Annotated in this window: 26 protein-coding genes and 6 tRNA genes; 16 read left to right on the top strand and 16 right to left on the bottom strand. The window is 57.8% G+C overall.

The window, feature by feature from the left end; all coding sequences use genetic code 11:
• Nucleotides 1-41: 41 nt before the first annotated feature.
• Complete coding sequence (gene mtnK, locus AFK65_RS14245) at nt 42-1,241, bottom strand: S-methyl-5-thioribose kinase (protein WP_007700327.1); 1,200 nt, start codon at nt 1,239-1,241, stop codon at nt 42-44.
• Between the two features lie 105 nt (nt 1,242-1,346).
• Between mtnK and mtnA the strand changes: the two genes are divergently transcribed.
• On the top strand, nt 1,347-2,366 hold the full coding sequence (mtnA, locus tag AFK65_RS14240) for an S-methyl-5-thioribose-1-phosphate isomerase (protein WP_038856597.1): 1,020 nt from the start codon (nt 1,347-1,349) through the stop codon (nt 2,364-2,366).
• A gap of 30 nt (nt 2,367-2,396) precedes the next feature.
• Here mtnA and hemF read toward each other — a convergent pair whose 3' ends face one another.
• Together hemF and amiA are read right to left on the bottom strand one after the other, a co-directional pair.
• Nucleotides 2,397-3,302, bottom strand: coding sequence for an oxygen-dependent coproporphyrinogen oxidase (hemF, locus tag AFK65_RS14235; RefSeq protein ID WP_038856599.1), 906 nt, complete (start codon nt 3,300-3,302; stop codon nt 2,397-2,399).
• A 2-nt stretch (nt 3,303-3,304) separates the two neighbouring features.
• Nucleotides 3,305-4,180 carry an N-acetylmuramoyl-L-alanine amidase AmiA gene (amiA, locus tag AFK65_RS14230; RefSeq protein ID WP_004388567.1) on the bottom strand — a complete coding sequence of 292 codons (876 nt, stop codon included), beginning with the start codon at nt 4,178-4,180 and terminating at the stop codon, nt 3,305-3,307.
• A 214-nt stretch (nt 4,181-4,394) separates the two neighbouring features.
• Here amiA and AFK65_RS14225 point away from each other — a divergent pair, with 214 nt between their 5' ends.
• Nucleotides 4,395-4,820, top strand: a complete 426-nt coding sequence (locus AFK65_RS14225; RefSeq protein WP_004388568.1) for a GNAT family acetyltransferase — start codon at nt 4,395-4,397, stop codon at nt 4,818-4,820.
• A gap of 38 nt (nt 4,821-4,858) precedes the next feature.
• Here the strand turns inward: AFK65_RS14225 and AFK65_RS14220 are convergent, their stop codons facing one another.
• Entirely contained in the window at nt 4,859-5,260 is a 402-nt protein-coding gene (locus AFK65_RS14220; protein WP_007700312.1) for a YgiW/YdeI family stress tolerance OB fold protein, read from the bottom strand.
• A gap of 98 nt (nt 5,261-5,358) precedes the next feature.
• On the opposite strand from AFK65_RS14220, the gene AFK65_RS14215 reads away from it, so the two are divergent.
• From AFK65_RS14215 to cysM, 8 genes are all read left to right on the top strand, one after another.
• Complete coding sequence (locus tag AFK65_RS14215) at nt 5,359-5,793, top strand: DUF2919 domain-containing protein (RefSeq protein ID WP_007700309.1); 435 nt, start codon at nt 5,359-5,361, stop codon at nt 5,791-5,793.
• A 61-nt stretch (nt 5,794-5,854) separates the two neighbouring features.
• The gene (locus tag AFK65_RS14210; protein ID WP_007700306.1) at nt 5,855-6,439 is read left to right on the top strand and encodes an RpoE-regulated lipoprotein; all 585 of its coding nucleotides are present in this window, start codon (nt 5,855-5,857) and stop codon (nt 6,437-6,439) included.
• A 91-nt stretch (nt 6,440-6,530) separates the two neighbouring features.
• Nucleotides 6,531-7,433, top strand: coding sequence for a Dyp-type peroxidase (locus tag AFK65_RS14205; protein WP_007700303.1), 903 nt, complete (start codon nt 6,531-6,533; stop codon nt 7,431-7,433).
• Nucleotides 7,434-7,592: 159 nt separating this feature from the next.
• Nucleotides 7,593-8,609, top strand: coding sequence for a sulfate ABC transporter substrate-binding protein (locus tag AFK65_RS14200; protein WP_007700300.1), 1,017 nt, complete (start codon nt 7,593-7,595; stop codon nt 8,607-8,609).
• The gene (cysT, locus tag AFK65_RS14195; protein WP_007700297.1) at nt 8,609-9,439 is read left to right on the top strand and encodes a sulfate/thiosulfate ABC transporter permease CysT; all 831 of its coding nucleotides are present in this window, start codon (nt 8,609-8,611) and stop codon (nt 9,437-9,439) included. Before AFK65_RS14200 ends, cysT begins: the two co-directional genes overlap by 1 nt.
• A complete protein-coding gene (cysW, locus tag AFK65_RS14190) occupies nt 9,439-10,308 on the top strand; it encodes a sulfate/thiosulfate ABC transporter permease CysW (RefSeq protein WP_007700295.1) in 870 nt (289 codons plus the stop codon). The genes cysT and cysW overlap by 1 nt, the downstream gene beginning before the upstream one ends.
• Nucleotides 10,298-11,392 carry a sulfate/thiosulfate ABC transporter ATP-binding protein CysA gene (cysA, locus tag AFK65_RS14185; RefSeq protein WP_038856602.1) on the top strand — a complete coding sequence of 365 codons (1,095 nt, stop codon included), beginning with the start codon at nt 10,298-10,300 and terminating at the stop codon, nt 11,390-11,392. The genes cysW and cysA overlap by 11 nt, the downstream gene beginning before the upstream one ends.
• Before the next feature lie 119 nt (nt 11,393-11,511).
• On the top strand, nt 11,512-12,426 hold the full coding sequence (gene cysM / locus AFK65_RS14180; RefSeq protein ID WP_038856603.1) for a cysteine synthase CysM: 915 nt from the start codon (nt 11,512-11,514) through the stop codon (nt 12,424-12,426).
• A gap of 212 nt (nt 12,427-12,638) precedes the next feature.
• Here the strand turns inward: cysM and crr are convergent, their stop codons facing one another.
• The 5 genes from crr to cysZ form a co-directional block, all read right to left on the bottom strand.
• Nucleotides 12,639-13,142 (bottom strand): PTS glucose transporter subunit IIA, encoded by a 504-nt coding sequence (gene crr / locus AFK65_RS14175; protein ID WP_004385842.1) that lies wholly within the window; start codon nt 13,140-13,142, stop codon nt 12,639-12,641.
• Nucleotides 13,143-13,185: 43 nt separating this feature from the next.
• Entirely contained in the window at nt 13,186-14,913 is a 1,728-nt protein-coding gene (gene ptsI / locus AFK65_RS14170) for a phosphoenolpyruvate-protein phosphotransferase PtsI (RefSeq protein WP_007700281.1), read from the bottom strand.
• Between the two features lie 43 nt (nt 14,914-14,956).
• Nucleotides 14,957-15,214 (bottom strand): phosphocarrier protein Hpr, encoded by a 258-nt coding sequence (ptsH, locus tag AFK65_RS14165; RefSeq protein WP_000487600.1) that lies wholly within the window; start codon nt 15,212-15,214, stop codon nt 14,957-14,959.
• A 384-nt stretch (nt 15,215-15,598) separates the two neighbouring features.
• Nucleotides 15,599-16,570: a cysteine synthase A gene (cysK, locus tag AFK65_RS14160; RefSeq protein ID WP_004385844.1), complete on the bottom strand. Its 972-nt coding sequence runs from the start codon at nt 16,568-16,570 to the stop codon at nt 15,599-15,601.
• A 146-nt stretch (nt 16,571-16,716) separates the two neighbouring features.
• Complete coding sequence (gene cysZ, locus AFK65_RS14155) at nt 16,717-17,478, bottom strand: sulfate transporter CysZ (RefSeq protein ID WP_007700272.1); 762 nt, start codon at nt 17,476-17,478, stop codon at nt 16,717-16,719.
• 230 nt (nt 17,479-17,708) lie between these two features.
• Between cysZ and zipA the strand changes: the two genes are divergently transcribed.
• The 3 genes from zipA (at nt 17,709) to AFK65_RS14140 (ending at nt 20,984) form a co-directional block, all read left to right on the top strand.
• Nucleotides 17,709-18,680: a cell division protein ZipA gene (gene zipA / locus AFK65_RS14150; RefSeq protein ID WP_038856605.1), complete on the top strand. Its 972-nt coding sequence runs from the start codon at nt 17,709-17,711 to the stop codon at nt 18,678-18,680.
• Nucleotides 18,681-18,748: 68 nt separating this feature from the next.
• Nucleotides 18,749-20,767, top strand: a complete 2,019-nt coding sequence (gene ligA / locus AFK65_RS14145) for an NAD-dependent DNA ligase LigA (RefSeq protein WP_038856607.1) — start codon at nt 18,749-18,751, stop codon at nt 20,765-20,767.
• 1 nt (nt 20,768) lies between these two features.
• Complete coding sequence (locus tag AFK65_RS14140; RefSeq protein ID WP_007700262.1) at nt 20,769-20,984, top strand: DUF3820 family protein; 216 nt, start codon at nt 20,769-20,771, stop codon at nt 20,982-20,984.
• An 81-nt stretch (nt 20,985-21,065) separates the two neighbouring features.
• Here the strand turns inward: AFK65_RS14140 and AFK65_RS14135 are convergent, their stop codons facing one another.
• From AFK65_RS14135 to AFK65_RS14115, 5 genes are all read right to left on the bottom strand, one after another.
• Entirely contained in the window at nt 21,066-21,398 is a 333-nt protein-coding gene (locus AFK65_RS14135; RefSeq protein WP_032804801.1) for a FlxA-like family protein, read from the bottom strand.
• A 175-nt stretch (nt 21,399-21,573) separates the two neighbouring features.
• A tRNA-Lys gene (locus AFK65_RS14130) sits at nt 21,574-21,649 on the bottom strand.
• A gap of 4 nt (nt 21,650-21,653) precedes the next feature.
• Nucleotides 21,654-21,729: transfer RNA gene (locus AFK65_RS14125), tRNA-Val, on the bottom strand.
• Between the two features lie 48 nt (nt 21,730-21,777).
• A tRNA-Val gene (locus AFK65_RS14120) sits at nt 21,778-21,853 on the bottom strand.
• 41 nt (nt 21,854-21,894) lie between these two features.
• Nucleotides 21,895-21,970 (bottom strand) — tRNA-Val (locus AFK65_RS14115).
• Between the two features lie 260 nt (nt 21,971-22,230).
• Between AFK65_RS14115 and gltX the strand changes: the two genes are divergently transcribed.
• Nucleotides 22,231-23,646 carry a glutamate--tRNA ligase gene (gene gltX / locus AFK65_RS14110; RefSeq protein WP_007700256.1) on the top strand — a complete coding sequence of 472 codons (1,416 nt, stop codon included), beginning with the start codon at nt 22,231-22,233 and terminating at the stop codon, nt 23,644-23,646.
• A 26-nt stretch (nt 23,647-23,672) separates the two neighbouring features.
• Here the strand turns inward: gltX and AFK65_RS14105 are convergent, their stop codons facing one another.
• Both AFK65_RS14105 and AFK65_RS14100 read right to left on the bottom strand, forming a co-directional pair.
• A complete protein-coding gene (locus AFK65_RS14105) occupies nt 23,673-24,062 on the bottom strand; it encodes a YfeC-like transcriptional regulator (protein ID WP_038856608.1) in 390 nt (129 codons plus the stop codon).
• A gap of 3 nt (nt 24,063-24,065) precedes the next feature.
• Nucleotides 24,066-24,425: a YfeC-like transcriptional regulator gene (locus AFK65_RS14100; RefSeq protein ID WP_032804800.1), complete on the bottom strand. Its 360-nt coding sequence runs from the start codon at nt 24,423-24,425 to the stop codon at nt 24,066-24,068.
• 218 nt (nt 24,426-24,643) lie between these two features.
• Here AFK65_RS14100 and AFK65_RS14095 point away from each other — a divergent pair.
• A tRNA-Ala gene (locus AFK65_RS14095) sits at nt 24,644-24,719 on the top strand.
• Between the two features lie 44 nt (nt 24,720-24,763).
• Nucleotides 24,764-24,839 (top strand) — tRNA-Ala (locus AFK65_RS14090).
• The last annotated feature ends 31 nt before the right edge of the window (nt 24,840-24,870 follow it).

The following is a 24,870-nucleotide window of genomic DNA, read 5'->3' as shown; positions in this document are numbered from 1 at the left end:
CCCTGTAGGGTGGGTAAGCGTAGCGCACCCACCGGGGCCGGTTAACCGTACTGCCGCACGCGGGCGATAAACTCGTCGGCGCTCTCGATACGCGGGGCAAGAAGGATCAGGGCCTTGCCAAGCCCGATGGCGTGGCGCAGGCACGACAGCTTCATCTCTTCATCCCGAATGGTATCGATATCCGCCACATGCGACAGCCCGACGCTTCGGCGGATAAGCTCCGTACCGGCAAAACCAACGGCGTCCGCCCACACCTTCTTCAAAAACTCGCTGGCGTAACCCGGCTGGGCCAGCGCCGCGTCGCGGGTTTTCTCACGCGCCAGCGTCTGGAAACGCTCGGCGAAGGTGTGCCACAGCGTGGCGATATCGATAAGGCGCTGCTCGCGCGCGTCGGCGGCTTCGCGGATGCCGAGCTGGCCCGGCGCGCCGCAGTAGTTCAGCAGCAGGTTGCCGATGGCCGTCCCAACGTCAAAGCCCACCGGGCCGAAATACCCGAACTCGGCGTCGATCGCCTTCAGGCTGCCGTCGGCGACAAAAATCGAGCCGCTGTGAATATCGCCGTGCAGCAGCGCTTCGGCATGGGAGAAAAAGCGGTGCTTGAGCGCAGCCACGGCGCACTTCAGCGCGGCATCGTCGCGCAGCGTGGCGACCGCGGCTTCAAGTTCAGCCGGGTAGTTATTGCGCTCATGAACCTGATACGGATCGTTAAAGAACAGGTCTTCGGTGATCTCACACATCTCCGGGTTGATAAAGCGCGCCACTTCGGCTTTTTTCGCATGGGGGTGCAGATAAAAATCGCTGGTATGAAACAGCGTCTGCGCCAGATATTCGCCAAGCTGCCGGGCCGCCTGCGGGTAGTGCGCGCCTTTGATGAGTTCGCCGCGCCAGATGCGGTGATCGGAGAGATCTTCCATCACCATAACGGCAAGCGTTGGATCGTAATGATGAATTTTAACCGTGTGCGCCGGGCAGTGCTGATAGTGCGCCACCAGCGTCTGGGCTTCGAGACGCGCGCGATCGAGCGTCAGCGGCCAGGATTCCCCCACGCAGCGCACATAGGGCAGCGCCTGTTTGACGATAACGCGGCTAATACCCTGTTTATCGAAGATTTTAAAGACCAGATTGAGATTGCCGTCGCCGACCTCCTGCGCGCTCACCAGTTCTTCCGGCGCGCTGAGTCCGCCAAATTGTTGCGCATAAGCCACCGCATCGCTGGCCGTAAAGGTTCGGTATTGCGACATTGCTGATATCCTCATTCAATCTGGTTATAAAGCCGTACAGACGTCTATACATCTGGACTTCATCCTGACACAATGGAACACATTAACGCAACAAGGATTTAACGCATGCAGACACTTCAGACGACCAGCCTGCGGGTGGTGGATAACAAGCTCTGGATCCTCGACCAGCAGGCGCTACCGCAGCAGAAAAACTGGCTGCCCGCCGATAATACAGAGGCGCTGGTGGGGCACATTCACGCGCTGCGGGTGCGCGGCGCGCCGTTGATTGGGCTTTCGGCAAGCCTGTTGCTGGCATTGCTGGCCGAACATGGCATGACGCGCGACGCGCTTGGCCAGGCGCTGGAAGTACTGCGTGCGGCACGCCCGACGGCGGTGAACCTGATGAACAATCTCGACCGCATGAAACAGGCGCTCACGCAGCCGGATTTCGTGGCGGCGCTGAGCGCGGAAGCCTTACGCCTGGTGCAGGAAGATCGCGAGCTGTGCGAGCGCATCGCGCGCGCCGGGAGTGAACTCGTGACGCCGGGCAGCCGCCTGCTTACCCACTGCAATACCGGCGGGCTGGCGACGGCGGGCGTCGGCACGGCGCTGGGCGTGATTGCGCGCGCGCATGAAGCGGGCAAAGTGGCGAACGTCTGGGTCGATGAAACCCGGCCGCTGTTGCAGGGCGGGCGTTTAACCGCCTGGGAGCTTGGCGAGCTTGGCGTGCCGTATCAGCTGATCACCGATTCGATGGCGGCGAGCCTGATGGCGCAGGGGCAGGTGGACGCCGTCTGGGTGGGCGCGGATCGCATCGCGGCCAATGGCGACGTGGCGAATAAAATCGGCACCTATTCGCTTGCCGTACTGGCGAAATTTCACAACGTGCCGTTTTACGTGGCGGCCCCGCAGACCACGCTCGATCCGGCGTGCCCGAACGGCGCGGCGATCCCGATTGAGCAGCGCGCAGCGGCGGAAGTGACCGGCGTGGCGGGCAGCTTCGGCGCGGTACAGTGGGCGCCGGAAGACGCGCGCGTCTATAACCCGGCGTTTGACGTGACCCCCGCCGCGCTGATTAGCGGCTGGGTGCTGGACAGCGGCGTGGTGACGCCGGAGGATGTGGCGAACGGGCGTTTCGCCGGGTAAAAAAGGCGTCCGCGCGAGGCGGACGCCGCGTTATTTCACCCAGTCGCGCACCGGCAGGAAATCGCGGTACAGCGCTGCTTCCGGGCTGTTTTCTTCCGGCTGATAGCCATATTCCCAGCGCACCAGCGGCGGCATCGACATCAGTATCGACTCGGTGCGCCCGCCGGTTTGCAGGCCAAACAGCGTGCCGCGGTCCCACACCAGGTTGAACTCTACATAGCGGCCGCGACGATAAAGCTGGAATTCGCGCTCGCGCTCGCCCCAGGGCAGCGCTTTACGGCGCTCCACGATGGGCAGATAAGCCTCGAGATAGCCGTCGCCCACCGCCTGCATAAACGCAAAGCAGGTGTTGAAATCGGGCGTGTTCAGATCGTCAAAGAACAGCCCGCCGATGCCGCGCGCTTCCTGGCGATGCTTCAGATAGAAGTAGTCGTCGCACCACTTTTTATAACGCGGGTAGACGTCATCGCCGAAAGGCGCGCAGAGATCCCGCGCGGTGCGGTGCCAGTGCACGGCGTCCTCTTCAAAGCCGTAAAACGGCGTTAAATCAAAGCCGCCGCCAAACCACCAGACCGGATCGGCGCCCGGTTTTTCGGCAATGAAAAAGCGCACGTTGGCGTGGCTGGTCGGCACATACGGGTTGCGCGGATGCACGACCAGCGACACGCCCATCGCCTCAAAGCTGCGGCCTGCCAGCTCCGGGCGGTGCGCCGTGGCGGACGCGGGCATGGCGTCGCCATGCACATGGGAGAAGTTCACGCCCGCCTGCTCAAACACCACGCCGTCGCGCAGCACGCGGCTGCGTCCGCCGCCGCCGCCTTCGCGCTGCCAGGCGTCTTCGACGAAATGGTCGCCATCGACCGCCGCCAGTTGCTGGCAGATACGGTCCTGTAAATCGAGCAGGAAAGCTTTTACGCGCTGAATATCGGGTGCCATCGTTAGCCTCGTTTCGAGTGGGCTTTGTGGTTATCAAACCAGTTGAAATAGCTGATGACCCCGTTGGCGATGGCGGTCGCTATCTTCTGGCGGAAAGCGGCCGTGCCCAGCAGCTTTTCTTCCTGCGGGTTGGTGATAAACGAGGTTTCCACCAGCACGGACGGGATCGACGGCGATTTCAACACCACGAACGCCGCCTGTTCCGTGTTACGGCTGTGCAGACGGTGAACCGGTTTAATCTGGCGCAGGATATGCGAGCCGAGCGTCAGGCTATTTTTAATGGTGTCGGTCTGCACCAGATCGAACAGCACCTGTTGCAGATAGTGATCTTTATTTTTGACCTTGCTGCCCGCCACATCGTCGGCGGCGTTCTCGCGCTCGGAGAGATATTTCGCCATGGCGCTACTGGCGCCGCGGTTGGAGAGCGCGAAGACCGACGCGCCCGCGGCGCTGGGGCTGGTAAAGCCGTCGGCGTGAATCGACATAAACAGATCCGCGCCGTGCTTGTGCGCGATTTCAACGCGATCGTAGAGCGGGATGAAGGTGTCGTTGCTGCGCGTCAGTTTGGCGTCGATGCCGTGGGCGCGCAGAATGGCGCGCACGTTTTTCGCGATGGCGAGCACGACGTGTTTTTCTTTCGAGCCGTTATGGCCGATAGCGCCGGTATCGATGCCGCCGTGGCCCGGATCTAGCATCACCAGGCGGCGCGCGCCCGCTTTTTTCGCCTTTGGTTTGCTGTGGCTGTTACGCGTGCTGAGCGCCGGGCTCTCTTCTTTCGCCAGCGCCTGATTAAGACCGGTCAGCGCCAGCGCGGCAAGGCCGGTACGCAGCAGCTGACGTCGCGAGGTGAGTTTTTTTAAGGGTTTGAAAGTGCTCATGCGTCCTGACTTCTGATTTTACTGTCCTGGAGTGTTATAACCTGGCGTAACGGGGTGGAACGACACCCTGTTGCAACAAAAGTTTTACTATTCATTTCAGGGCGTGATGATTCATCAGTATGCCATTTTCAACGAACTTTTGCCGGAGATATTGGCTATTGGCGTCGGTAGCGCCATAATCGGGGTTTTTACGCCATAAAAGACGGGGAATACCATGGAGATACGCGTTTTTCGCCAGGCCGACTTTGAAGAAGTCATCACCCTGTGGGAGCGCTGCGATCTGCTGCGTTCGTGGAACGATCCTGAAATGGATATCGAACGTAAACTTAACCATGACCCCGATCTTTTCCTGGTGGCGGAAGTGAGCGGCGAAATCGTCGGCTCCATCATGGGCGGCTATGACGGCCATCGCGGTTCAGCGTATTACCTGGGCGTTCACCCGGAGTTTCGCGGGCGCGGCATTGCGAACGCGCTCTTAAACCGGCTGGAGAAAAAGCTCATCGCGCGCGGCTGCCCGAAAATCAATATCCAGATCCGCGAAGAAAACGACGTCGTGCTCGGCATGTACGAGCGGCTGGGCTATGAACATCAGGATGTAATTAGCCTTGGCAAACGGCTTATCGAGGATCAGGAGTACTGATAACCGCTCACCCGGCCGTAGCCGGGTGAGCCAGGCGTTTAGCCTTTGTTGATTTTCTTCACGTCGATTTCGACGGAATTCCAGTCTTTATCCACTTCACCTTCGATGCGCACTTTGTCTTTCGGCGTGATGGTCACGCCGTTCCAGACGTGGTCGTCGATGTCTACGTTGACGGTGCCGCTGGCGTCGCGGAACTCATAAAGCTCTTTGCCCATCTTGCGCACGATGTTGCCTTCCAGCACCACCCACGCGTCGTCGCGCAGGTTCTTCGCTTCGCTGACGGTTGTGCTTGCGGCGTCCGGCCCCTGGAAACCGCCTTTACTGGTGGCTGTCGCGCTGGCGCTGCTATCCGGGCCTGAGAAACCGCCTTTCTGCGCCATAACAGGCGTTGCGGACAGTGCTGAAGCGGCGATACACAGAGCAATAAGCTGTTTTTTCATTTCCATCTCCTTGGGTTACGTACGACGAAGACCTTTCTTCGTCGGATAAGACGATACATAATTCTGGACCCGATGCGGGCATAGTCCAGGACTTATACATGTTTTTACCTTCCGATTATGATAACCGCGGCTGGCTGAAGCTCCCGGTGCTGTTCTGGGCGGTGCTGTTATTGCAGGCGCGCACCTGGGCGCTGTTTGTGCTGGCGGGCGCGTCGCGCGGGCAGGGCGAGGCATTGCTGGGTCTTTTTTACCCCGACCGTCAGAGCTTCTGGCTGGGCCTTGCGGCAGGCATGCCCGCGATGCTGACGTTTTTATTAAGCGGGCGGCGGCATGACTATCCGCGCCTGTGGCGCAACGCGCGTTACGTGTTGATGCTGACGCAGGCCGTGATGCTGCTATCGCAGGCGCTGCTGCTCTGGCGCGATACGCCGGGCGGCATCGCCCTGGCCCTGCTGGCGCTGGACGCCTGGGCGCTGTGGCTGCTGGCCTCGCATCGTCGCCTGCGCGCCTGTTTTGAAACGCCGCAGCCCTGAACGGCACTTTTTGCCGTCTTTGCGCTCCAACGAGACATTGTCGACTGAATAAGGAACCGTGATGAAGAAATTGCCTCTGCTGCTGTGTGGAACGTCGCTGCTACTGGGCGGGTGCTCGACGCTCTCTGACGTTAACTGGTCAAAGGCGGCGCCGTGGCACTGGTTTGACGGGTGGGGATCGTCGCTGGAAGTGACGGAAAAGGGCGTCGGCGATATCACTGCCGATACGCCGCTCCAGGAAGCGGCGATAAGCGAGGCCCTGGGCGACGACTATCGCCTGCGCAGCGGGATGCGCGCCAGCGGCGGCACCATTGTGCGCTATTTCGAAGCGATGAAAGAGAACCAGCTGGCGCTGGTCATTGACGGCGAAAACGGCACGGTGAGCCGCATCGACGTGCTGGATAAAGCGATACCCACCGACAACGGCGTAGAGATCGGCACCCCGTTTGGCGATCTCTATAAAAAAGCCCAGGGCGCCTGTCAGAAAGCCAGCGCGCCGGATGACGCGGGCGTGGAATGTAAGGCGCCCGGCAGCGAGCACGTCAGCTATGTGTTCAGCGGCGACTGGCGCGGCCCGCAGGAGCTGGTGCCGCCGGATGACGCTCTCAAAGGCTGGACGCTGAAAAAGATTATCTGGCGCCGCTGAGTCTTGCGTAAACGCAACGCCTGAGCCGTGAAATCGGGTACAATATGCCCGGTTTTGCCACCCCGGTGGCAGCGGTTTATCAGGAGGAGTGATGTCTGTGGTTCAAAGCGGCATTTTGCCGGAGCATTGTCGCGCGGCTATCTGGCTTGAGGCGAGCGTTGATGAAAGCCAGCGCGAGTCGCTGCGCGCGGCGAGCAAAATTTTCGCCGATAAAGTAGCGACCTTTCAGGCGCAGTTTCCCGAGGCGAATCTCGGCGTCGTCGTGGCGTTCGGCCACACCCTTTGGCGGGCGCTGACGAAAGATGACAGCGCGGCGGAGCTGAAAGACTTTGCGCCGCTCGGTAAAGGGCTTGCGCCCGCGACCCAGCACGACGTGTTGATCCACATTCTCTCGCTGCGCCACGATGTCAATTTCTCGGTCGCCCAGGCGGCGCTGGAAGCGTTCGGCGACGCGCTGAACATCGAAGAAGAAACCCACGGTTTTCGCTGGGTGGAAGATCGCGATCTGAGCGGCTTTGTCGACGGCACTGAAAACCCGGCGGGCGAAGAGACGCGTCGCGAGGTGGCGGTGATTCAGGATGGCATCGACGCGGGCGGCAGCTACGTATTCGTCCAGCGCTGGGAGCATAACTTAAAACAGCTCAACCGTATGAGCGTGCCGGATCAGGAGATGATGATTGGGCGCACCAAAGCCGCTAACGAAGAGATTGACGGCGACGCGCGTCCTGTTACGTCACATCTTTCTCGCGTTGATCTGAAAGAGGACGGCAAAGGCCTGAAGATTGTGCGCCAGAGCCTGCCTTACGGCACCGTCAGCGGCGCGCATGGCCTCTACTTCTGCGCCTACTGCGCGCGTCTTTATAACATTGAGCAGCAACTGCTGAGCATGTTTGGCGACACCGACGGCAAGCGCGACGCTATGCTGCGCTTCACCCGTCCGGTGACCGGCGGCTACTATTTCGCCCCGTCGCTGACCCGTCTGCTGAGCCTCTGATCCCCTTCACGCGCGGCCTTGCGGGCCGCGCCGCCACACCTTTCGTCTTATATCCTTTTGCGCTTGCAAATCACTAAACGGTATATAAAAGCGGTATAGCTTTCCCACCCGTATAAATACACTGATGGCTCGATCGTTATCACATTTATAAGGTGCAAAATGGCCGTGAAATCAGTGAAAAAAGCATGGGGCGCGCTGGCGATTTCTCTGCTGATGGCAGGTTCCGCGCAGGCGACTGAACTGCTTAACAGCTCTTATGATGTTTCGCGCGAGCTGTTCGCTGCCCTGAACCCGCCATTCGAACAGCAGTGGGCGAAGGATAACAACGGCGATAAGCTGACGATCAAACAGTCTCACGCAGGCTCCTCAAAGCAGGCGCTCGCGATTTTACAGGGCTTAAAAGCAGACGTTGTAACTTATAACCAGGTGACCGACGTTCAGATCCTGCATGACAAAGGCAATCTGATCCCGGCCGACTGGCAGGCGCGTCTGCCGAACAATAGCTCGCCGTTCTACTCCACCATGGCGTTCCTGGTCCGTAAAGGGAACCCGAAAAACATTCACGACTGGAGCGATCTGGTGCGCCCGGACGTGAAGCTGATTTTCCCGAACCCGAAAACCTCCGGCAACGCGCGCTATACCTACCTGGCGGCCTGGGGCGCGGCGGATAAAGCCGACGGCGGCGATAAAGCCAAAACCCAGCAGTTTATGACCCAGTTCCTGAAAAACGTTGAGGTGTTCGACACCGGCGGTCGCGGGGCGACCACCACGTTTGTGGATCGCGGGCTCGGCGACGTGCTGATTAGTTTTGAATCGGAAGTGAATAACATCCGTAACCAGTACGCCAAAGACGGCTACGAAGTGGTCGTGCCGAAGGTGAATATCCTGGCGGAATTCCCGGTGGCGTGGGTGGATAAAAACGTGAAGGCCAACGGCACGGAAAAAGCGGCCAAAGCCTACCTCAACTGGCTCTACAGCCCACAGGCTCAGCAGATTATCACCAGCTATTACTACCGCGTGAATAACCCGCAGGTGATGGCATCGCTGAAAGACAAATTCCCGCAAACCGAGCTGTTCCGCGTGGAAGACGCTTTCGGCAAATGGCCGGACGTGATGAAAACCCATTTCTCCAGCGGCGGTGAGTTTGACAAGCTGGTGGCGGCGGGGCGTAAGTGATGTTTGCTGTGTCTAAACGCGTGCTGCCGGGGTTTACCTTAAGCCTTGGCACCAGTTTGTTGTTTGTCTGTCTTGTCCTGCTGCTGCCGCTGAGCGCGCTGGTGATGCAGGTGTCCCAGATGAGCTGGGCGCAGTACTGGGAGGTGATTTCCAGCCCGCAGGTCGTGGCGGCATATAAAGTCACGCTGCTCTCGGCGGCCGTGGCCTCAATTTTTAACGGCGCGTTCGGCCTGCTGATGGCCTGGATTTTAACCCGCTACCGTTTTCCGGGCCGCACGCTGCTCGACGCGCTGATGGATCTGCCATTCGCGCTGCCGACCGCCGTGGCTGGCCTGACGCTCGCCTCGCTGTTCTCAGTGAACGGCTTCTACGGCGAGTGGCTGGCGAAGTTTGATATCAAAGTGACCTATACCTGGATTGGCATCGCGGTGGCGATGGCGTTTACCAGCATTCCTTTTGTGGTGCGTACCGTTCAGCCGGTGCTCGAAGAGCTGGGCCCGGAGTACGAAGAGGCGGCGGAAACGTTAGGCGCCACGCGTCTGCAAAGCTTTCGCAAAGTGGTGCTGCCGGAGCTTTCACCCGCGCTGCTGGCGGGCGTGGCGCTCTCGTTTACCCGCAGCCTTGGTGAGTTTGGCGCGGTGATTTTTATCGCGGGCAATATCGCCTGGAAAACCGAAGTGACCTCGCTGATGATTTTTGTACGTTTGCAGGAGTTCGACTACCCGGCCGCGAGCGCTATCGCCTCGGTTATCCTGGCCGCGTCGCTGCTGCTCTTGTTTGCGATTAACACGCTGCAAAGCCGGTTTGGACGCAGGGTGGTGGGACACTGATGACGATGATGACGCAGGCGCGCGCAGAGGCGCGCATAAACTGGGGTAAATGGCTGCTTATCGGCATCGGGATGCTGCTGTCGGCATTTATTCTCGTGGTGCCGATGATTTACATCTTCGCCAAAGCCTTTTCCGACGGCCTGATGCCGGTGCTGGAGAATATCGCTAACCCGGATATGCTGCACGCCATCTGGTTGACGGTGCTGATCGCGCTGATTACCGTGCCGGTGAATCTGGTGTTCGGCACGCTGCTGGCCTGGCTGGTGACGCGCTTTAACTTCCCTGGCCGTCAGTTGCTGCTGACGCTGCTGGACATTCCTTTTGCCGTCTCGCCCGTGGTGGCGGGGCTGGTCTATCTGCTGTTTTACGGCTCCAACGGCCCGCTTGGCGGCTGGCTGGACGCGCATGATATGCAGATTATGTTCGCCTGGCCCGGCATGGCGCTGGTAACGATATTTGTGACCTGTCCGTTCGTCGTGCGCGAACTGGTGCCGGTGATGTTAAGCCAGGGCAGCCATGAGGATGAGGCGGCGATTTTGCTTGGCGCTTCGGGCTGGCAGATGTTCCGCCGCGTGACGCTGCCGAATATTCGCTGGGCGCTGCTCTACGGCGTGGTGCTGACCAACGCCCGCGCCATCGGCGAATTCGGCGCGGTGTCGGTGGTCTCCGGCTCTATCCGCGGCGAGACGCTCTCGCTGCCGTTACAGATTGAGCTGCTGGAGCAGGACTACAACACCGTCGGCGCATTTACCGCCGCCGCGCTGCTGACGCTGATGGCGATTCTGACCCTGTTTTTAAAGAGTGCGTTGCAATGGCGCCTGCATAACCAGGAAAAACGCGTGCAACAGGAGGGAAATCATGAGCATTGAGATTGCCAATATTAAGAAATCTTTTGGTCGCACCCAGGTGCTGAATGATATCTCTCTGGATATCCCTTCCGGCCAGATGGTGGCGCTGTTGGGGCCGTCCGGCTCCGGGAAAACCACGCTGCTGCGCATTATCGCCGGGCTTGAACACCAGACCAGCGGGCAGATCCGCTTTCACGGTACGGACGTCAGCCGTCTGCACGCGCGCGAGCGTAAAGTGGGCTTTGTGTTCCAGCACTACGCGCTGTTCCGCCATATGACAGTGTTCGACAACATCGCGTTCGGCCTGACCGTTCTGCCGCGTCGCGAGCGTCCGAACGCGGCCGCAATTAAACAAAAGGTGACGCAACTTTTAGAGATGGTACAACTGGCGCATCTGGCTGACCGCTACCCGGCGCAGCTTTCAGGCGGCCAGAAACAGCGCGTGGCGCTGGCGCGTGCGCTCGCGGTTGAACCGCAAATTCTGCTGCTGGATGAACCCTTCGGCGCGCTCGACGCCCAGGTGCGTAAAGAGCTCAGACGCTGGCTGCGTCAACTGCATGAAGAGCTGAAATTCACCAGCGTCTTCGTGACCCACGACCAGGAAGAGGCGATGGAAGTGGCCGACCGCGTGGTGGTGATGAGCCAGGGCGATATCGAACAGGCCGACGCGCCGGAGCAGGTGTGGCGTGAGCCGGCGACCCGCTTCGTGCTGGAGTTTTTAGGCGAAGTGAATCGCCTCAAAGGCACCGTGCGCGGCGGACAGTTCCACGTCGGCGCGCATCGCTGGCCGCTTGGCTTTACGCCTGCCTATCAGGGGCCGGTGGATCTTTTCTTACGCCCCTGGGAAGTGGACGTGAGCCGCCGCACGAGTCTTGATTCGCCGCTGCCGGTGCATGTGCTGGAAGTGAGCCCGAAAGGCCACTATATGCAACTGGTGGTGCAGCCGCAGGGCTGGTATGACGAACCGCTCAGCGTGGTGCTGCGTGAGGATTACGTACCGCAGCGCGGGGAAAGGCTGTTTGTCGGCCTGCAGCATGCACGCATTTACCACGGTAATGAGCGTATCGAGACGCGCGAGAATATTGCTCTGGCGAAGTCTGCCTGATAGCTTATTGCGCAGGTTTATCGCCCGGTGGCGCTACGCTTGCCGTGCCGACAGTTATCACCGCATTTTTTAGGCCGGGTAAGCGAAGCGATACCCGGCTTTTTTATTGAGTAAACATCGTGAATACACTCGAACACACCATCGGCAACACACCGCTGGTAAAGCTCCAGCGCCTGGCGCCGGACAACGGCAGCGAAATCTGGGTCAAACTCGAAGGCAATAACCCGGCGGGCTCCGTCAAGGACAGGGCGGCGCTGGCGATGATTGCCCGCGCCGAGGCGCGTGGCGACATCAAACCTGGCGACACGCTGATTGAAGCCACCAGCGGCAATACCGGCATTGCGCTGGCGATGATCGCCGCCGTTAAAGGGTATCGCATGACGCTGCTGATGCCCGATAACATGAGCATGGAGCGCAAGGCGGCGATGCAGGCGTATGGCGCGAAGCTGGTGCTGGTGAGCCGCGAGCAGGGCATGGAAGGCGCTCGCGATCTCGCCGCAGAGATGGCGAAGCGTGGCGAAGGCATTATTCTCGATCAGTTCAACAACCCGGATAATCCCTGGGCGCACTACACGACCACCGGCCCTGAGATCTGGCGCCAGACTGACGGGCGGCTTACCCATTTCGTCTCCAGCATGGGCACGACCGGCACGATCACCGGCGTCAGCCGCTTTTTGCGCGAGCAGACAAAACCGGTGACCGTGGTCGGGCTACAGCCGGAAGAGGGCAGCAGTATTCCGGGCATCCGCCGCTGGCCTGCAGAATATCTGCCGGGAATTTTTGACGCGTCGCTGGTGGACGAGGTGCTGGATATTCATCACCGTGATGCGGAAAACACGATGCGTGACCTGGCGCGCAAAGAAGGTATTTTCTGCGGCGTCAGTTCCGGCGGCGCGGTATGCGGCGCGCTGCGCGTGGCGCGCGCGAATCCGGGCGCTGTCGTGGTGGCGATTATCTGCGACAGGGGCGACCGTTATCTCTCTACAGGCATCTTTAGCGAAGAGAACAGCTACAGCCAGGGCGCGGGCATCTAACGCGATAACGGCGGGCGTGCGCCCGCCGGTTCAGATTTCTCGCGGGATTTCAGCCGCCGCGTCTTGTGGTGTAACGCATCCAGCCCGTTAGCAGCCGTGCGGTCAGGAACAGGCAGAGGAAACGCCGGCGGCGCATGGTCCGGCGTTCGTGGCCCGTGTTGGGGATAAAAAAAATGGCGCCTTGCGGCGCCATTTTTGTACACGAGTCGGTCTTATTTCTTGATACGGATTACCGGCGTTTCACCGACGGTCACGCTACCAGAAAGCTTGGTCAGCTCTTTGATTTCGTCCATATTGGAAATAACCACCGGCGTCAGCGTGGATTTTGCTTTCTCTTCCAGCAGCGGCAGATCGAATTCGATAACCGGATCGCCTTTCTTCACGCGCTGGCCTTCTTCAGCGATGCGCTTAAAGCCTTCGCCTTTCAGCTCAACGGTATCAATACCGAAGTGAACGAACAGTTCGATGCCGCTGTCCGACTCGATAGAGAAAGCGTGGTTAGTTTCGAAAATCTTACCGATGGTGCCATCAACCGGCGCAACCATTTTGTTACCGGTCGGTTTGATAGCGATGCCATCACCAACGATTTTCTCTGCGAACACTACATCCGGCACATCTTCGATGTTAACGATTTCACCGGACAGTGGAGCAACGATCTCAATGGTTCCGGTGTCGCTATTGCCTTTATCACCGAACAGTTTACTAAATAACCCCATTAGCCTTCTCTCCTAAGCAGTAATTTGGGCCGCATCTCGTGGATTAGCAGATTGTTTTTTCTTCAATGAACTTGTTAACCAGCGTCATTAACTCGTCCGTTGTCGGTTGAGCAAGAGCCTGCTCTGCTAAAACCTTCGCATCTTCGAAGTTCGTGTTACGGATAATCTTCTTAATGCGCGGGATAGAAATGGCACTCATACTGAATTCATCCAGACCCATCCCCAGCAACAGAAGTGTAGCACGTTCGTCGCCAGCAAGCTCACCACACATGCCGGTCCACTTACCTTCAGCATGAGATGCATCAATAACTTGCTTGATGAGGTTCAGGACAGACGGCGACATCGGCTGGTAAAGATGCGATATCATATCATTACCGCGGTCAACCGCCAGGGTGTACTGCGTCAGATCGTTGGTACCAATACTGAAGAAATCCACTTCTTTGGCGAGGTGGCGCGCGATAGTCGCGGCCGCCGGAGTTTCCACCATAACGCCGATTTCAATCGTTTCGTCGAAAGCTTTGCCTTCGTCACGCAATTCTTGTTTGAAAACGTCGATCTCTTTTTTCAGCGCGCGCACTTCTTCAACCGAAATAATCATCGGGAACATAATGCGCAGTTTGCCGAACGCGGAGGCGCGCAGGATAGCACGCAGCTGATCGCGCAGGATCTCTTTACGATCCATGGCGATACGGATTGCACGCCAGCCAAGGAACGGGTTTTCTTCTTTCGGGAAGTTCATGTACGGCAGCTCTTTGTCGCCGCCGATGTCCATGGTACGCACGATAACCGCCTGCGAGCCGCACGCTTCAGCGACAGCTTTATACGCCTGGAACTGCTCTTCTTCCGTCGGCAGGGAGTCGCGATCCATGAACAGGAATTCGGTACGGTAGAGGCCTACGCCTTCAGCGCCGTTACGCTCGGCACCTGCCACATCGCGCACGGTACCGATGTTCGCGCAGACTTCAACCTGGTGGCCGTCAAGGGTGATGGCCGGCAGATCTTTGAGCTTCGCAAGCTCTGCTTTTTCTTCGGCGACCTGGGTCTGAATCGCGCGCAGCGATTCGATCTCTTCGTTCGTCGGGTTAACGTAGACTTTATTGTTAACCGCATCGAGGATCAGGTAGTCGTCGTTTTTCACCTGAGTGGTGACGCTGCCGGTGCCCACAATCGCTGGCAGCTCAAGGGAGCGCGCCATGATAGAGGTGTGGGAGGTACGGCCGCCCAGATCGGTAATAAAGCCCAGCACCTTTTTCAGGTTCAGCTGTGCGGTTTCCGACGGGGTCAAATCGGCTGCCACCAGAATAACTTCATCCTGAATGGAGCTTAAATCGATAATGGCCAGGCCCAGAATGTTGCGCAGCAGACGTTTACCGATGTCGCGCACGTCAGCGGCGCGTTCTTTCAGGTATTCATCGTCCAGCTCTTCCAGGGCGGTCGCCTGACCTTCGATAACCTCATGCGCTGCCGCGTCGGCAGTGATGTGCTTATCTTTAATCAGGGCTATGATTTCCTGCTCCAGCTCTTCATCTTCCAGCAACATGATGTGGCCTTCGAAGATAGCTTCCTTTTCTTCACCGAAAGTTTCGCCGGCCTTGATCTTGATAGCTTCCAGCTGAGCGGAGGCTTTGGCGCGACCACTCAGGAAACGTTCAACTTCCTGATCAACCTTATCGGCAGAAATTTTTTTCCGGTCGATGACAATTTCATCCTCTTTCAGCAGCAGTGCTTTGCCGAAAGCGATACCCGGAGACGCTAAAATGCCTGAAATCATAACCCTACCTTACTTGTGACTGATTTTAATAAGAACCCGGAACTTACTCGAGTTCAGCCATCAGTTTTACCAGATGCTCTACTGCTTTCTGCTCATCTTCGCCTTCCGCGGAGATGGTCACAACGGTACCCTGAGTCAGGCCCAGAGTCTGCAGTTTAAACAGGCTTTTTGCGCTGGCACTTTTGCCGTTGGAAGTCACAGTGATCTCGGAGGTGAAGCCTTTGGCTTCTTTTACAAACTGAGCAGCAGGGCGGGTATGCAGACCGTTCGGAGCGGTAATAGTCACTTCTTGCTGGAACATTGTATTTCCCCAACTTATAGGTTTAGTGTTGTGGAACTAAAGTCTAGCCTGGCGGCGGGACTTTAGCCTGTATAGTTAGCGCCGGCGTAACGGAACGCAGCACGGATGCCAGAATCACGAAAAGCGCATGGCATCTTGTTCCATGCGGCTCGCGTTTCGCTCGTCATTAATCATTATGACGCGAACGAAGTAGCATGACCAAATCGTTAAATCGATTCAGCACACATCAATTCGCCTCGGGATTAATTTCACGCATCGAAATAATTGCTGGTTAAATACCAGACCCGGTCGATCCAAGCAATGCCATACAAGGCAAAAGTTTGATGCATGCCACAAAAAAGCACCCCTTTGGGTGCTTTTTTGCGCATATTTAACAATCTGGCATCACTGTTGCAATTCTTTCTCAGTGAAGAGATCGGCAAACAGCGCGGTGCTTAAATAGCGCTCACCCGAAGACGGCAGGATAACCACAATGTTCTTATTGGTAAAGGTCTCATCTTCCTGAAGTTTGAGCGCGGCGGCAACGGCGGCGCCGGAAGAGATCCCCGCCAGAATGCCTTCTTCTTCCATCAGGCGGCGCGCGGTCGAGATAGCCTCTTCGTTGGTGATGCCAATAACCTTATCAATCAGTTTCAGATCCAGGTTGCCTGGAATGAAGCCTGCGCCAATACCCTGAATTTTATGCGGGCCTGGTTTCAGCTCCTGACCTGCGATAGCCTGGGCGATCACCGGCGAATCCGTCGGCTCAACCGCGACGGTAATCAGTTCGGTTTTCCCTTTGGTGTTCTTGATATAGCGGCTCACGCCGGTCAGCGTGCCGCCAGTACCGACGCCTGCGATAAACACATCAACCTGGCCGTCGGTATCTTCCCAGATTTCCGGGCCGGTGGTTTTTTCATGAATTTCCGGGTTAGCCGGGTTGCTGAACTGCTGCAACAGCAGATATTTCGACGGATCGCTCGCGACAATTTCTTCGGCTTTCTGGATGGCGCCTTTCATGCCTTTAGCGCCTTCGGTCAGCACCAGATTCGCGCCCAGCGCTTTCAGCAATTTACGGCGCTCAACGCTCATGGTTTCCGGCATGGTCAGCGTCAGCTTATAACCACGGGCGGCGGCGACATACGCCAGCGCAATACCGGTATTGCCGCTGGTCGGCTCGACCAGCTCAACGCCCGGCTTTAGCACGCCGCGCTTTTCCGCATCCCAAATCATATTGGCACCGATACGGCACTTAACGCTGAAGCTTGGGTTACGTGACTCCACCTTCGCGAGAATGCGTCCGTTACCGATGCGGTTCAGTCGAACCAGCGGCGTATGGCCAATAGTCAACGAGTTGTCTTCAAAAATCTTGCTCATAGCCCGTCCTTAACTGTATGAAATTTGGGAACCGCACCAGCATACCCGCTCAACGCGCCTGAGGAAGTAAGGATTTCGTATATCGTTATGCCCATGCGAAATAATGCTTAATAGTATGGAATAAGCCCGGTTATATGCCAGCCGGACTAGCGCCAGCTGGCGTGTTTGCCGCGATAGCAATCCACCCACATCGCCGTTGCGCCGCAGACCGCCACGGGCATGATCGCGAGATTCAGCACCGGCACCAGCGTAAAGAGGCTCACCAGCGCGCCGAACTGCATATTTAAGCCTTTACGCTCGCGCAGCGCCGCGCGCATGGTTTTAAACGGCACTTTATGGTTATCGAACGGGTAGTCGCAATACTGGATTGAGAGCATCCAGGCGCTAAAAAGGAACCACAGCACCGGCGCGAGGGTCTGGCCGATTCCGGGAATAAAGTAGAGCAGCAGCAGTACCAGCGCGCGGGGCAGATACCAGGCGAGCTTTTGCCATTCGCGCTTCATGATGCGCGGCAAATCTTTCATGATGCCGAAAATACCGGTATCCGGCGGCGTGGCGCCGGTGAGGCGGGCCTCCAGCTGTTCCGCCAGCAGGCCGTTGAACGGGGCGGCTATCCAGTTGGCCACCGTTGAAAAGAAATAGCCGAAAACGAGAACGATGGAGATAACCGCGAGTGGCCAGAGCAAATAGTTAAGCCATTGCAGCCAGTCTGGCACATGGGACATTAATTGCGGTATCCAGTTATCGAGGCGGGTAAACAGCCACCAGAACGCGCCGCCCATCAGCAGGAAATTGACCAGCAGGGGAAGGATCACGAAGCGCCGGATACCCGGCTGGCTTATCAGCCTGAATCCCTCCGAAAGGTAGTACAGACCGCTGCGCGAACCCGCGCCTGTGTTTGAAACCATAGTTCCGCAAAGCTCCTTATTAGCCTCCCCGAACCGGGGCCCGGTTATCTTAACCGAGAGGGAAATTTGCGCCACCCGAGAAATGGTCGAAAAAACAGCAAAAAGCACGATTTCTTTCATCTTTCTGTCCGGAAAACCGAGCGCGCACTTGCACTTGCCGTAATGGGCAAATACTCTTAGTGAGTAAATGTTTGCCGTCATGGCAAGGTGTTAGAACAACAGAGAATATAATGATGCAGGATTTGCGTCTGATATTAATCATTGTTGGCGCGATCGCCATAATCGCCTTACTGGTGCACGGTCTGTGGACCAGCCGTAAGGAGCGTTCTTCTATGTTCCGCGATCGTCCGATGAAGCGCATGAAATCGAAGCGCGATGAGGATGAAGACGAAGACGACGTCGATGAGCCGGATGACGACGGCGTTGGCGAAGTTCGCGTGCGCCGCAGCGCGCCGGCGCCGGAAAGCGCGCCTGCTCGCCAGCCTCAGCATAACTATCAGCCGCCTTACGCGCCTTCTCAGCCGCGTCAGCCTGTTCGCGAGCCGATCGAGCCGGAGCCAGAGGCTGCGTACAGAGAAGCGCCTGAAGCGCCACTGCATCAGCCGCAACAGCCGCAGCCGGTTCGCCAGACCGCGCCGCAGCATGCACCGCAACAGTCGCAGCATGCGCCGCAACAGCCCGCCATGCGTCAACCCGCGCCGCAGCCGGTCGCTGAGCCTGCGCCGCAGCCAGAGCCGGTTTCCGAACCCGCGCCCGTGAGCGCCCCGGAAAAACCGCAGCCGAAAGAAACCGTGATCATTATGAACGTCGCGGCCCACGCGGGCAGCCAGCTTAATGGCGATGTGCTGTTCAACAGCATTCAGCAGGCCGGTTTTAAATTTGGCGACATGAATATTTTCCATCGCCATCTGAGCCCGGACGGCAGCGGCCCGGTGCTGTTCAGCCTGGCCAACATGGTTAAACCGGGCTCGTTTGATCCGGAAACCATGACCGATTTCACCACGCCGGGCATCACCATCTTTATGCAGGTGCCTGGGTTTGGCGATGAACTGCAAAACTTCAAACTGATGCTGCAGTCGGCGCAGCATATCGCCGATGAAGTCGGCGGCGTGGTGCTGGACGATCAGCGCCGTATGATGACGCCGCAGAAGCTGCGTGAATATCAGGACAGAATTCGCGATGTGAAAGAGGCGAACGGCTGACCGCCCACCGTTAAGCTTTCTCCCATAACCCCCGCCTGTCGGGGGTTTTTTATCATTGATGGTGCGTTATGGAATCAATCGAAGAAAAACTGACTCAACTGCGAACCACGCTTCGCCATCATGAATTTCTCTACCATGTTATGGACGCGCCGGAAGTGCCGGACGCCGAATATGATCGTCTGATGCGCGAACTGCGCGCGCTGGAAGAGGCGCATCCGGAGCTGGTCACGCCCGATTCGCCCACCCAGCGCGTTGGCGCCGCGCCGCTGACCGAGTTCAGCCAGGTGCGGCATGAAGTGCCGATGCTTTCGCTGGATAACGTGTTTGACGAGGCGAGTTTCCTGGCGTTCAACAAGCGCGTGCAGGACCGTCTGAAAAGCACCGATGCGCTGGTGTACTGCTGCGAGCTGAAACTCGATGGCCTCGCGGTCAGCCTGCTCTATGAAAATGGGCTGCTGGTACGCGCCGCCACCCGTGGCGACGGCACCACCGGCGAAGACATCACGCTTAACGTGCGCACCATTCGCGCCATTCCTCTGAAGCTGCATGGCGATAACATTCCGGCGCGCCTCGAAGTGCGCGGCGAAGTGTTCCTGCCGCAGGCGGGCTTTGAAAAAATTAATGAAGAAGCCCGGCGTACCGGCGGTAAAGTTTTCGCTAACCCGCGTAACGCGGCAGCAGGATCGCTGCGTCAGCTCGATCCGCGCGTCACGGCCAAACGCCCGCTGACCTTCTTCTGTTACGGCGTCGGGCTGCTGGAAGGCGGCGAGCTGCCGCGCAGCCATATGGATCGTCTGCAACAGTTTAAAGCCTGGGGCCTGCCGGTGAGCGATCGCATTCGCCTCGTGAAAACGCCGGAAGAAGTGCTGGCGTTTTACCACCAGGTCGAGGCCGACAGGCCGACGCTCGGGTTTGACATCGACGGCGTGGTAATTAAAGTCGATTCGCTTGAGCTTCAGGAACAGCTGGGCTTCGTGGCGCGGGCGCCGCGCTGGGCCGTGGCGTTTAAATTCCCGGCCCAGGAGCAACTGACGACCGTGCGCGACGTGGAGTTCCAGGTCGGACGTACCGGGGCTATCACGCCGGTGGCGCGTCTTGAGCCGGTACAGGTGGCGGGGGTGCTGGTGAGCAACGCGACGCTGCATAACGCCGATGAGATAGCCCGCCTTGGGTTGCGTATCGGCGATAAAGTGGTGATTCGCCGCGCGGGGGATGTTATTCCGCAGGTGGTCAACGTGGTGCTCTCTGAGCGCCCGCAAGAGACGCGGCCGGTCGTGTTTCCGGCGCAGTGTCCGGTCTGCGGCTCGGACGTCGAGCGCGTAGAGGGCGAGGCGGTGACGCGCTGCACCGGCGGGCTTATCTGCGGCGCGCAGCGTAAAGAGGCGCTTAAGCATTTCGTCTCGCGCCGCGCGATGGATGTGGACGGCATGGGCGATAAAATCATCGATCAGCTGGTTGAGAAAGAATATGTCCATACGCCTGCCGATCTGTTCCGTCTGACCGCGGGCAAACTGACCGGGCTCGACCGCATGGGGCCGAAATCGGCGCAAAATCTGGTCGCTGCGCTGGAGAAAGCCAAAGAGACCACGTTCGCGCGTTTCCTGTATGCCCTTGGCATCAGGGAAGTGGGCGAAGCGACCGCCGCCGGGCTCGCGGCGCATTTCGGCACGCTGGAGGCGCTGATTAACGCCTCGATCGACGACCTGCAAAAAGTGCCGGATGTCGGCATCGTGGTCGCGACGCATGTGTTCAACTTCTTTGAAGAAGAGAGCAACCGCGCCGTCATTCGCGATCTCACCGAAGAAGTAGGCATTCACTGGCCTGCGCCGCAGGTGGTGAAAGCCGAAGAGATAGACAGCCCGTTCGCCGGGAAAACCGTGGTGCTGACCGGCTCGTTAAGCCAGATGTCGCGCGACGACGCTAAAGCGCGCCTCGCGGCGCTGGGGGCGAAGGTCAGCGGCAGCGTGTCGAAGAAAACCGATCTGCTTATCGCCGGTGAAGCGGCCGGCTCCAAGCTTGCGAAAGCGCAGGAGCTGGGCATTGAGGTGATCGACGAGGCGGAAATGCTGCGCCTGCTGGGTGAGTAATATGGAAAAAGAGCAACTCATCGCCATCGCCAATACGGAAATGCCGTTTGGTAAATACAAAGGCCGCCGGCTTATCGACCTGCCGGAAGAGTATCTGCTGTGGTTTGCCCGCAAGGACGAGTTTCCCGCCGGAAAACTTGGCGAGCTGATGGCGGTGACGCTGCTCATTAAATCAGAAGGGCTGGGCCATCTGGTTCAGCCGCTGAAAAAACCCTGAAAAAACGGCGCGAATCTTCGCGCCGTGATCTTTCCTGCCATTTCACCGTAGCCCTGTTACCGGCCGGTGAGAACGTTTTTCTTATACGTAGACGTCAATCTGATGGTCGCCTGATGCCTGCTTCACGGCTTCCATTTGTTTACTTTCCTGTTTTTTCTGCGCCTGTTCAGCCTGCTCATGCTGCAACTGAGCCAGCTGCGCCTGCAGCATTTTGAGCTGGTTCTGGATAAGCTGCTGCTGTTTCTGCTTCTCTTCCGCGCTGCCTTCGCTGGTGGCGAGATCTTTTAGCTTGGTCGTAAGCTTGGTGATCTGCTGGGTCAGGCGGGCTATCTGCGACGCAATATCGTTGCCGCTGGACGCGCTGCTGCTGCTTGTCTGTACTGACGGGGTTGAAGCAGTAATGGTGGTCGACATCATGTTCTCCTTTTTTATAAGCCTGGAGAAGGTATCGGCACCGGAGCCGGAAAGCTGAGTGCTTAATGGCGAAATCGCGGATAAAAATGAAGCAGAGCGGGTGAATACGATAAAAGGCGTGAGAATGAGGATAGCGCGCATAGCAAAAAGGCGCCTTTAGGGCGCCTTTTTACATTGGTGGGTCGTGCAGGATTCGAACCTGCGACCAATTGATTAAAAGTCAACTGCTCTACCAACTGAGCTAACGACCCGAAGTGGTGGGTGATGACGGGATCGAACCGCCGACCCCCTCCTTGTAAGGGAGGTGCTCTCCCAGCTGAGCTAATCACCCACTTCGGTACTTCTGTTACTAATGATAAGAAATTCGCTGGCGAGAAAGTGGTGGGTGATGACGGGATCGAACCGCCGACCCCCTCCTTGTAAGGGAGGTGCTCTCCCAGCTGAGCTAATCACCCACTTCTCATTTCTTATCTACACTGCGGGAACCACGTTAAAGTGGTGGGTGATGACGGGATCGAACCGCCGACCCCCTCCTTGTAAGGGAGGTGCTCTCCCAGCTGAGCTAATCACCCCCGCTGTGTGGAGTCGCATTATAGGGAGAGTTGAAAATGAGTCAACGCCTTTTCCAAAGTTTTTGTTTGTTCGTCGTAAAATTAGACAGTGCGCTGGTTTTCTGGGCGTTAAGGTATGATTTCTCAACAGATAACGACTGAAAAGAGGGGGCGGAAGGTATCAAGATTGAGGAATCAGCGCACGGTGGTAGAATATTGCCCACTTTGTCACTCCCTGGCATGTGCCGCTTAATGGCATTGTTTAACACTAAGGCCAATCAATGAAAATCAAAACCCGCTTCGCGCCAAGCCCGACCGGCTATCTGCACGTCGGTGGCGCCCGTACCGCTCTTTATTCCTGGCTTTTCGCCCGCAATCAGGGCGGCGAATTTGTGCTGCGTATTGAAGACACCGATCTTGAGCGCTCCACGCCGGAAGCCATCGAAGCCATTATGGATGGGATGAACTGGCTGAGCCTGGAGTGGGATGAAGGACCGTATTTCCAGACCAAACGTTTCGATCGCTACAACGCGGTCATTGATGAAATGCTGGCGGCGGGTACGGCATATAAATGCTATTGCTCGAAAGAGCGTCTGGAAGCGCTGCGCGAAGAGCAGATGGCGAAGGGCGAGAAGCCGCGTTATGACGGCCGCTGCCGCCACAGCCATGAGCATCACGCTGACGATGAGCCTTGCGTCGTGCGTTTTGCGAACCCGCAGGATGGTTCCGTCGTCTTTGACGATCAGATCCGCGGCCCGATTGAGTTCAGCAACCTTGAACTCGACGATCTGATCATTCGTCGTACTGACGGTTCCCCGACCTACAACTTCTGTGTGGTGGTGGACGACTGGGATATGGAGATCACGCATGTGATCCGCGGCGAAGACCATATCAACAACACGCCGCGCCAGATCAACATCCTGAAAGCGCTGGGCGCGCCGGTGCCGCTGTATGCGCATGTCTCTATGATCAATGGCGATGACGGTAAAAAGCTCTCCAAACGTCACGGCGCGGTCAGCGTGATGCAGTATCGCGACGACGGTTATCTGCCGGAAGCGCTGCTGAACTATCTGGTGCGTCTGGGCTGGTCCCACGGCGATCAGGAAATTTTCTCCCGTGAAGAGATGATCAAATTCTTCGCGCTTGACGCAGTGAGCAAATCGGCGAGCGCGTTCAACACCGATAAACTGCTGTGGCTGAACCACCACTACATCAACACGCTGGCGCCGGAGTATGTGGCGACGCATCTGCAGTGGCATATCGAGCAGGAAAACATCGATACCCGCAACGGCCCGCAGCTGGCGGAGCTGGTCAAACTGCTGGGCGAGCGCTGCAAAACTCTCAAGGAGATGGCGCAGACCTGCCGCTACTTCTATGAAGATTTCAGCGAGTTTGACGCCGACGCGGCGAAAAAACACCTGCGTCCGGTGGCGCGTCAGCCGCTGGAAGTGGTGCGCGATAAACTCGCGGCGCTGACCGACTGGACCGCTGAAAACGTGCATCACGCCATTCAGGCGACCGCCGATGAGCTGGAAGTGGGCATGGGCAAAGTAGGCATGCCGCTGCGCGTCGCGGTGACCGGGGCAGGGCAGTCGCCGGGCCTGGACGTCACCGTTCACGCGATTGGCAAATCCCGAAGCGTAGAGCGTATCAACAAAGCGCTGGCCTTTATCGCGGAACGCGAAAACCAGCAGTAATAAAAAAAGCCGGCGCAAGCCGGCTTTTATTTTTCGTCGCTAAGGCCCAGCCTTTTCACCAGACCGTCAGTCCCTTCTTCATTAATCAGCTCGCTCAGGCGCGCCTGCTCATCAGGCGTCAGCATCTCCAGCGTGCGAATAAACTGCGCCATCATTTCGTTATCCCAGGTCACGTAGGGCGCATCGTTCTCTTCGACGCGGCTATAGAGGTGGGCGGAGTAGCGCAGCTTATCGGTGGACAGAAAATAGTCATACACCTGCTGCGTGATAAGAATTAACTGCGCGCCGCCTTTACGCCCTTTCAGAGAAATGCGCTTCCAGCCATACTTCCGCGCCCAGCCGCTGATGGTCTGCGCCGTGTAACCCGTCAGCTCGCCCAGTTCTTTCGCCGTCATCCAGCGTGTAAATCGGTTCATGGCTTAATCCGTGTGGCGAATATCCAGACGCTGCAACAGGCCGGCAATGCCTTCACGCAGCAGTAACGAGGTCAGCTGTTTTTGCTCTGACTGGCTCATCTCTTTCAGGGAGTTAAGCAGCAGATTTTCCAGGGGCGCGTCGACAGAGGCCGTGTAGGGGGCCACGTTGTCAGAGACGCGGCGGGCGCTGCGGATAAACGCCAGCACCTGTTCATCTACATGAATGACGCGCGCTTTGCCGCCCTGCACGCCGGGCTTCGGCGACGTGTGCCAGCCCTCTTTGCGCACCCATTTATTGATCGTCTGGCGGCTGTAACCGGTGTAATGCGCCAGCTCGTCCGGGGTCATTCGATCCTTGACCATGACTCATCCTTTTCAACATGTAACCTGTTAGTGGTTAATCGTACAAGAACACAGTACAGGAAACTGTGACGCGAATAACTAGCGTATCGGGAGATGCGGTTTTTGGGAACCTTTTTGCTGGCTTTTTCGGCACTTGAAAGGCAAAGATGAATTTGGCGTTGACACTGTCCGGTGGAATTCTTATTATCCCGCCCGTCAACGCGACAAGGTGTTCCGACGGGGCTATAGCTCAGCTGGGAGAGCGCTTGCATGGCATGCAAGAGGTCAGCGGTTCGATCCCGCTTAGCTCCACCAAACCTTTATCCCATCAGGTTTGGTCAGTAACATCAACATCTCGTGGGGCTATAGCTCAGCTGGGAGAGCGCTTGCATGGCATGCAAGAGGTCAGCGGTTCGATCCCGCTTAGCTCCACCAAAATTGAAACCCTCGCCTTATGGCGGGGGTT

This window comes from Cronobacter universalis NCTC 9529 (genome assembly GCF_001277175.1).
Lineage (GTDB): Bacteria > Pseudomonadota > Gammaproteobacteria > Enterobacterales > Enterobacteriaceae > Cronobacter > Cronobacter universalis.
The sequence above is the reverse complement of the archived record's forward strand: the minus strand, read 5'-3'. Positions and strand labels throughout refer to the sequence as shown.